This is a genomic window from Bacillus sp. AF62, from assembly GCF_050312695.1.
Classification (GTDB): domain Bacteria; phylum Bacillota; class Bacilli; order Bacillales; family Bacillaceae_G; genus Bacillus_A; species Bacillus_A cereus.
Genome location: NZ_JBNPJZ010000133.1, coordinates 1 through 7370, shown reverse-complemented (window position 1 = coordinate 7370; position 7370 = coordinate 1). Strand labels below are relative to the sequence as shown.

The window sequence follows — 7370 nt, the reverse complement described above, 5'->3', positions numbered from 1 at the left end:
TTATGGGTAATTACCCAGCAAGTTTCGGGACAGCTAGACAGAGAGTTAACAGACATGTTAACAGAAGCGGGCGGAAATTACTTTGTATGTAGGCAAGGCCATAATTCCGCGAAAACGTTAGAGGGCATCATGCAAAAGCAATTCCGAACAGAGTATTTGCAAAACCTTCCTAACTTAATTGTAGCGATTCAAACACAAGATTATATCAGAGGTGAGGCAAAAAATGTGTGGTGTACCATACGTGTTCCACCATTAGACCGATACCTACCAAATGGAAAAGCAGCGAATTATAAAAACGAAAAAGAAATCCATGCATCAAATGAATGGACCAGAGCAAAGATTCATTCTTTAGAGCAACAAAATGGGAAAGCAGGATTAGAAATCGACAAGGAAATTGATGAGTTTTTATATGGAAAAGGCAAGTATCTACAAGCTGAAAAAGTCGATTTAACCAAAGAAGAACCTGTTGTGACATCGGGGCTAGATGAATTAGAAGAAAAAATTTCTTCCCAGGCAGAAGTGAAAGAACCTGTTTCAGAAACACAACTAGTCGAACCCACACATCAAGCGCAAATTATCCCATTCCGAAAACAAGCTACGACAACAATAGAAGTAAAGAAGGAAGATAAGCCAGTAAAAGAGCCTGTTATAACAATCGAAAAAGAACAAACAGTATCAATCGAAACGGAAAATGTAGAAATAAAAGAAGATACATCGCAAGAAGAAGTAAGCATTTTCGATATGTGGGAAAAGGAGTAAGAGGCATGGGAAACATTTTATTTCAAATTCCAGATGAACAACTACTCATGAGTTTGCATACACACATCTACTTGGATATTGAGTACATTCATCAAAAGGTGTATGTGGATTATACAAAAAAATCTGTAACAAATCGGTTATATAAGCTAGAGCAAGCGGGCTATATCCGTTACGAGTATTTACCTATTACCTCACCACGAAATCAGAAACGAAAGTTTGCGAAACCACAACGAATATATACGTTAACACCAGAAGGAGTCGAGATGGTTCGTGGGTTTCGAGGGGAAGTGCATTGGAAAAATAGTTGGTCCAAACGTTCAGCATCTTTTGTGTATCACAGTTTAATGTTAGCGAAAATTGAATGTGCCATGACATTAATATCTAAGCGTGAAGGAAAGTTGGAACTAAAGGAATGGATCAATGAACCGCGGGCAACGTTCCAATATGCAAAAGGGAAAAATCGCGTTATACGCCCAGATGGGGTTGCGGTAATTGGATTAAAAGAAGCAATCGATAAAAGCATCGGTGTATTCATGGAAATGGAACGATCTTATGGATCAAAAGAAGTATTAGAAAAAAAGATTATCCGTTATAACGACTTCATGACGCAAGAAGGAAAAAAGGCAGATTATCGGATACATGCTGGTATGGGATATGAAATACCGATATGGCGCCTGGTATTTGTCGCAGGTAGTGAAAGTAGGGAAAAAGAATTGATTCGCTATTTAAAAGGGGTAAGTAGTCCAGAAATTCCAGTGTATATCACACTGTTCCAAGATATATTACAAGGCCCATTCGGGAATATTTATCGGAATATTCAAAACCCTACAGAGAAAGTGAGGTTCTAAGAATGTGTTTAGATTTATTTTATCGATAAGCGCCAGTATTTTTCTGTTAGTTGTCTTTTCAGATCGGTTATTTGAAAGAGTACCAGGATCAAGAGAAGCCTGGGAAGCGGTAAAAAGTAAAGTGGTGGAAATTTACTATACGCAAGGATGGGAAGGTGTCTTGCTTTTCTTCCTGGTCGTAGTGGGGATATGGAAGATGGTGGATTATAAAGGAGGATAGAAGATGCCTTTTATTGGTTTTTTACCTACACTGGGGAATCCCATCCTGGAAGGTATTGTTATCAGTATTTTCATGATTACAGCTATTGCGCTTTTAATGTATCAAAAAAATTGGAGAATGCTCACTTTATGTTTCCTAGTATGGATGGTTCTTCTCAGTATTGTAGTTTTTTCAAAAGAAGTAGCGGAGTTAGCGCCTAAGTTGGGTGGCCCTATATATTTTGGAAGATAAAAAGTTAAAAAGATGAGGAGAGATAGATAATGTTTGCACATAAAAACACCTATGAAAGAGGAAATGTAGGAGAAGTTGAAGCTCAATTTTTAGTGGAAATCTATGAGGGAATGGGTTGTGAGGAAGTACATGAGATTTGTTTATCTCAAACAGATGTATATATGCAGAAGTTTTATCTGATGGAAAACGGAAAAATTATCGAAATAGAAATCGGATTAGATACAGATGAATTGGAATGGAAGTGTGATGGAGTAGAGCTTACAAGAGAAAAATCCATATTAGAAATTGAGCGTGAAATCAGCTGTTATGACATGTTCGAGCAAGCAAGGATAGACAAAGGGTGGATGTTTAAAGAAAAGGCAAACAAGTTTCTTACAGTTTTAAGAGAAAAGGAGAGTGCATGATGGACGAATTGGAGGGTTTAGAGTTTGTAAGGGCGTTTCGGGCTACAGATGGAGCGTCCTTTGAAGTGGGGAAGGATGAAGACAAACGGTATGTGGTTCATGCTAGATTCCCATATATCACAGGCAGTCAAACGAAACTTAACAACTTTATCAATTATGCAAGAAATGAAATAAAAGAAGAATCAATCGCGGTTGGTATGGCTTCATTCGCTTGTGATTGCTACGAACGATCTTTACGCCAGTACCGAAATTGAAAGGGGGATGAATATGTTTCAAAAGGTGAAACAATGGTTTGCAAAAACATTTGAAAGTAAACAAGGGAAGGCAAGGAAAGCCACAAGAATTCCTTCGTATAAGGGACGCTTAATTGGGAAATGGGCCTTTTGGCTCCTGTTTTGTTGGATGCTCATTGTATCCATCACAACCGTAGTAAAAGGAAAGGGAGATACAACAGCAAAGGCCAGCACCACTCCAAAGGAAGTTACGCAAAAACAAAACCTTGCCTCGCGTCCAGAAGCAATTGAATTTGCGCGCGGATTCGCAAAGGAATACTTTATATGGGAAAGAGGGGATGAGGGCAAGAAGAAACGTTCAGAGCGCTTACATCCCTATATACCGAAAACATTTGATCCACAAGTTGGTTTAGATTTTGTAAGTATGCAATGGGATTCCAATTTTCTATACGCAACTGTATTAAGAGTAGATGAGGTTACAGATAAAGAAGCAAGCGTAATTTTTAAAGTGAAATACAAATTAAGCCGCATGAAAGCAGATAATAGCGGGCCAGAGGATAAGGAGGTGATCCAGCAAGTGTCGGTTCCTGTTCGGACAGATGGAAAGGCTTTTGTGATTAGTGGATTCCCTCAAATCGTCAAGGTGAATGAAAAAGCAGAAGTATCAGAAGAAAAAGCAGGAAAAGAACGAGAGGAAATTCATGAAATCACTGTAAAAGAAGACATTCGAGAATTTTTACCAACCTTCTTTAAATCCTATACCACCGCAACACAAAAAGAACTCGCGTATGTTTTAGCCAATACAGATATTAAAGGGTTAGAAGGAGCCATGAAATTTGAAAATGTACTTTCCTCTAAGATTTATCCAGGAAAAACAAAAGGCACATATGAGGTACAAACAGAGGTATCTATGATTGATCCACATTCTGAATCGAAAATGAAAACAGGTTATACGTTGTTTGTCAAACAAGATGGAAAGCAATGGATCGTGACAGACTTAAAAACAAAATAGGAGAGGGGCATGTATATGTTCAATATAAATCATTTTGTGTTAGGAATCGGATTAGAAGGATTTTTCGAAATGATGAAGACACAAGGAACATACGCGTTATATTGTGCGTTTATCATTGTTATTTTGATCGTAGCGGCAAAGCGCGCGTGGGGAAAAGCGATTACGTTAATTGTTGGCGGCGGGATTGTTGTATTCTTCATTAACAAACCAGATGCATTAAAAACAATCGGAACGTGGTTAGGCGGATTGTTTGGCGTCTAAGTAAGGGATGGAAAGGAAGAGGGCTACATGAAGGAAAAAGAATCAAAATCTATCATTGTCTATTGTTTCGGAAGCTATATGAACTATATGCGAAGACAGTACGAAATTATGGGGTATCGTCTTCCGCGTGCGGTTACATGGAGGGCACTTGGTTATTTTGCGGCGGTAGAAGCGGGGCTTGTAGCTTTCCGCTTCCTTCCTCCCTTTAAATGGATATTTGGGGATATGATCGATCAAGTTTGGCTCATGTATTATGGTGTGATTCCTCTTTTCCTCGTATGGGGCGCGGATAAATATAAAACAGATGGAAAATCACTTTTCTCTTTTGTTCGGTCCTGGGTCACATTTCGTTTACGTAAACATCAAAGTAGCCGACTAGTGACCTTGCCGAAATTAAAAAAACATGTGATTCGTGGTCATGTGTGTGTGCAATATGACGTTAAAGATATACCAATCATACATTCATCTAGCGAAGAAGAAGAGAAAGACATACACGCTTATAACCTAACATTTTTACCCCAAAAGGAGGAAATGAAAGATGTTGAAAACGATGAACAGATCACCATTAAAGCACGTTGAAAAGAATTTAGCGTTTAGTACGGACGGAAAAGTATCCGCAGTATATGAAGTAGACGGATTCGAATATGATCATCAAGATGAAAGCACAAAAAAAGTATATTATCGCAATCAACTCGCTCTTTTTACCCATCAAGAATATGATATCCACTTACTTGTGATTCCTCGTACAACAAATTCAGATGAAATTCTGGATGAACATATTTCCACTTTAAAAGGGCCAATGGCCCCAACAGGACGCTTTCTTTTTAAAAAGGTAAAAGAATACTTACGAAATGCGGCCATTGCGAAAGAGAACATGGAATATCGCTTTTTCGTTTTAGTACAACTGAATATGGAACAGAAAGAAAGACAAATTCGTAACCCTGTCGTAGAAACATGGAAGTTTATGAAGAAAATAAGAGAAGGTTTTGCAGAAACAGCCCAAAACATATCGGGTATGAATGTGACGGATATTTTAGAAGAGGAAATTGAAAATTATTTAGAAGTAGAAGACGTGTTATTTAGCCAGGTTAGAGGGGCCTTTCATAATACAAGACGTGCGAAACCGTCAACAACGCGATTTTTATTCCATCATAACTTCAAACGTGGCATGAAAGAACTGAATCGGGATCAAAACTGGAAAGTAGGTTCTACAGTTATCTTGAAAAATGAAGAAGGAAAGGCGGTAAAAGTACGCCGCCCAGATTTACAAGAAATGGTGCACTTAACGGATACGGTGATTGATGAAAGCCCAGGGCGCTCTCTGATACTCGAAAGACAAAATGAAGAAGGGGAAATGGAAACCTCTCATGTTGCTTTTCTTGCGGTGAAAGATATGCCCGAAATATCGGCTTTTCCTGGTGGAGAGTGGATTTATCGTATTCAATCTCATTCGTTAAAGTTTCCTGTTGAAATGAGTATTCGAGCGTATCACTTAGAAAACCAGATGGTTACACAAAAACTCTCCAATAGTGAACTGGAATTAAACGATCAACGTCAACAAGCGATGGTAGGTGGTCGCACAACAGATTTAACAATTGATCGTAAAGCAAGGGGCGTCAAAATTGTAAAAGATCGATTTGAAACAACGGGAGCACCTGGATATGAACTAAGTGTACTGTTTTGCGTATATGCCGAAGATGAGAAAACATTAAAATCACGCGTTAATACGCTGATTACAGAATATCGCAAAATGAAAATTGAATTGGTCAATCCATATGGAGAACAATTAGCATACTTCTATGAGTTCTTACCAGGCTCTAAACGTTATAATACGGATTTCAAATTGTTTGTGGAGCCAGGTGTGCTTGCAATGGGAATGTTCGGGGCCACAACACAAATTGGCGACAATCAAGGGTTTTACATTGGAAAGACAAAGAAATTAAATCGTCCAGTTTTTGTTCGTCCCGAACTCGCGGCGAAAGCATTAGATAACATTGTAACAGCGTTTGAAAGTTTATCGGTTATGTTCGCGGGGCAAACAGGGAAAGGAAAATCGTTCCTAATGAACTTACTCGCTTTCTGGATTGTGATGAGTGGCGGAAGGGCATTTATCATCGATCCAAAAGGGGACCGCACAAGGTGGCCAGAATTACTACCAGGGTTCAATGAGGATACCTTGCAAGTATGGACGCTTGGGAAGGATAAAAAGGATGCAGGCTGTTTAGACCCATTCCGAATAAGCGCAACGATAGAAGATGCAAAAAGTTTAGCTCTTGAAATTTTAACGTTTTTATCGGATGTAGGCTTAGAGGATATCCGATATGACTATTTATATAAAGCGATTGAACGAGTGGCAGAAAAAGAAGACGCATGTTTAACTTTGGTTCGTAAAGAACTAGAGGAAATGAAGAAAGAACCTAATTTATTGCCAACTGAATTAGAACGGTTAAATGCTCTTATCAATCGATTAGCAACCTTAGAAGGCATCCAGCTAGGAGATTTATTGTTTGGTAGACAAGGGCAAGATTACCGCGTATTAAGCCTAGAACGTCCGTTACAAGTATTGCAAATTCAACATTTACGCATTCCAAAATCAGAGGACAAGAATGAGAGTGTTACAGATAAATTATCTCGCAGTATCTTAATTGCATTAGCGGCATTTGGTAAATCCTTAATGCATTCCGACCGTAGTATTTTTAAAGTATACCTACAGGATGAAGCGTCTAGTATTCTAAAAAATAAAGAAGGTGCGGCTTCCTCTGACAAAATCATTCGCGAAGGACGATTCCATAATATCGGCTTGTATTTAGGAACACAAAATGCATCCGATTATCAATCTGAAAATAAAGAGGTTGCAAATGTGGGGATGAAGTTCTGTTTTGCGCTGAAATACGATAAGGAAGTGGAAGAAATGTTACGTTACTATAACCTACCGGTCACAGAAGAAAATATCTTGATGTTACGTCAATTACGACGCGGCGAAGCCTTATTCCAGGATATTTTCGGCCGAACAGCGGTTGTAGAAATCGATCCTGTTTTCCAAGAATTAAAGACGGCGTTTGATTCCTCTACAAAAACTGACGAAGAACGAGCGCAACAATTGGCGTAATTCGTATTACAATACAGATATGAGTATTCTAAATTATCTGTATATGGAGGATGGAACGATGAAAAAATTACGTATGTTATCTGGATTATGTGTAGCGGGAATGTTAATGGTAACGGGTGTTGCAGGTTGCTCAAATGAAACGAAAAGCAACGCAAACCAACAAGAGAATCAGAAAGAACGTGATATGAAAGAAGCGGATAAAGTCGCGATGAATTATGTAAGAACCTGTTTAAAATCTTTTTAATAAAATCGCTACACCTGCCAATAAGCAACTCTGTCTGCTATTTTCAAGT

General features: G+C 38.6%; 9 protein-coding genes and 2 pseudogenes. All 11 read left to right on the top strand.

Features of this window, described 5'->3' with window-relative positions; translation table 11 throughout:
* Positions 1-759: pseudogene (locus ACQRBL_RS29880) on the top strand (ATP-binding protein); the annotation flags it as partial.
* A 5-nt stretch (positions 760-764) separates the two neighbouring features.
* Positions 765-1607, top strand: a complete 843-nt coding sequence (locus ACQRBL_RS29875; protein WP_197230334.1) for a replication-relaxation family protein — start codon at positions 765-767, stop codon at positions 1605-1607.
* A gap of 4 nt (positions 1608-1611) precedes the next feature.
* Complete coding sequence (locus ACQRBL_RS29870; RefSeq protein ID WP_197230335.1) at positions 1612-1827, top strand: hypothetical protein; 216 nt, start codon at positions 1612-1614, stop codon at positions 1825-1827.
* Positions 1828-1830: 3 nt separating this feature from the next.
* Positions 1831-2058 (top strand): hypothetical protein, encoded by a 228-nt coding sequence (locus tag ACQRBL_RS29865; RefSeq protein ID WP_242068176.1) that lies wholly within the window; start codon positions 1831-1833, stop codon positions 2056-2058.
* Between the two features lie 29 nt (positions 2059-2087).
* Entirely contained in the window at positions 2088-2462 is a 375-nt protein-coding gene (locus ACQRBL_RS29860; RefSeq protein ID WP_197230336.1) for a hypothetical protein, read from the top strand.
* Positions 2459-2716, top strand: a complete 258-nt coding sequence (locus tag ACQRBL_RS29855; RefSeq protein ID WP_197230337.1) for a hypothetical protein — start codon at positions 2459-2461, stop codon at positions 2714-2716. The genes ACQRBL_RS29860 and ACQRBL_RS29855 overlap by 4 nt, the downstream gene beginning before the upstream one ends.
* A gap of 13 nt (positions 2717-2729) precedes the next feature.
* A complete protein-coding gene (locus ACQRBL_RS29850; protein ID WP_411996755.1) occupies positions 2730-3707 on the top strand; it encodes a conjugal transfer protein in 978 nt (325 codons plus the stop codon).
* 9 nt (positions 3708-3716) lie between these two features.
* Entirely contained in the window at positions 3717-3968 is a 252-nt protein-coding gene (locus tag ACQRBL_RS29845; RefSeq protein WP_000281809.1) for a TcpD family membrane protein, read from the top strand.
* A 27-nt stretch (positions 3969-3995) separates the two neighbouring features.
* A complete protein-coding gene (locus tag ACQRBL_RS29840; RefSeq protein WP_161520569.1) occupies positions 3996-4547 on the top strand; it encodes a TcpE family conjugal transfer membrane protein in 552 nt (183 codons plus the stop codon).
* Positions 4507-7077 (top strand): ATP-binding protein, encoded by a 2571-nt coding sequence (locus ACQRBL_RS29835; RefSeq protein WP_411996756.1) that lies wholly within the window; start codon positions 4507-4509, stop codon positions 7075-7077. Before ACQRBL_RS29840 ends, ACQRBL_RS29835 begins: the two co-directional genes overlap by 41 nt.
* A 43-nt stretch (positions 7078-7120) precedes the next feature.
* Positions 7121-7312, top strand: a pseudogene (locus tag ACQRBL_RS29830) (hypothetical protein); the annotation flags it as partial.
* Positions 7313-7370 lie beyond the last annotated feature (58 nt).

Coding starts and splice junctions, on each gene's coding strand:
- ACQRBL_RS29855 (WP_197230337.1), top strand. CDS start 2,459: ATGATGGACGAATTGGAGGGTTTAGAGTTTGTAAGGGCGTTTCGGGCT.
- ACQRBL_RS29860 (WP_197230336.1), top strand. CDS start 2,088: ATGTTTGCACATAAAAACACCTATGAAAGAGGAAATGTAGGAGAAGTT.
- ACQRBL_RS29845 (WP_000281809.1), top strand. CDS start 3,717: ATGTATATGTTCAATATAAATCATTTTGTGTTAGGAATCGGATTAGAA.
- ACQRBL_RS29865 (WP_242068176.1), top strand. CDS start 1,831: ATGCCTTTTATTGGTTTTTTACCTACACTGGGGAATCCCATCCTGGAA.
- ACQRBL_RS29850 (WP_411996755.1), top strand. CDS start 2,730: ATGTTTCAAAAGGTGAAACAATGGTTTGCAAAAACATTTGAAAGTAAA.
- ACQRBL_RS29875 (WP_197230334.1), top strand. CDS start 765: ATGGGAAACATTTTATTTCAAATTCCAGATGAACAACTACTCATGAGT.
- ACQRBL_RS29840 (WP_161520569.1), top strand. CDS start 3,996: ATGAAGGAAAAAGAATCAAAATCTATCATTGTCTATTGTTTCGGAAGC.
- ACQRBL_RS29835 (WP_411996756.1), top strand. CDS start 4,507: ATGTTGAAAACGATGAACAGATCACCATTAAAGCACGTTGAAAAGAAT.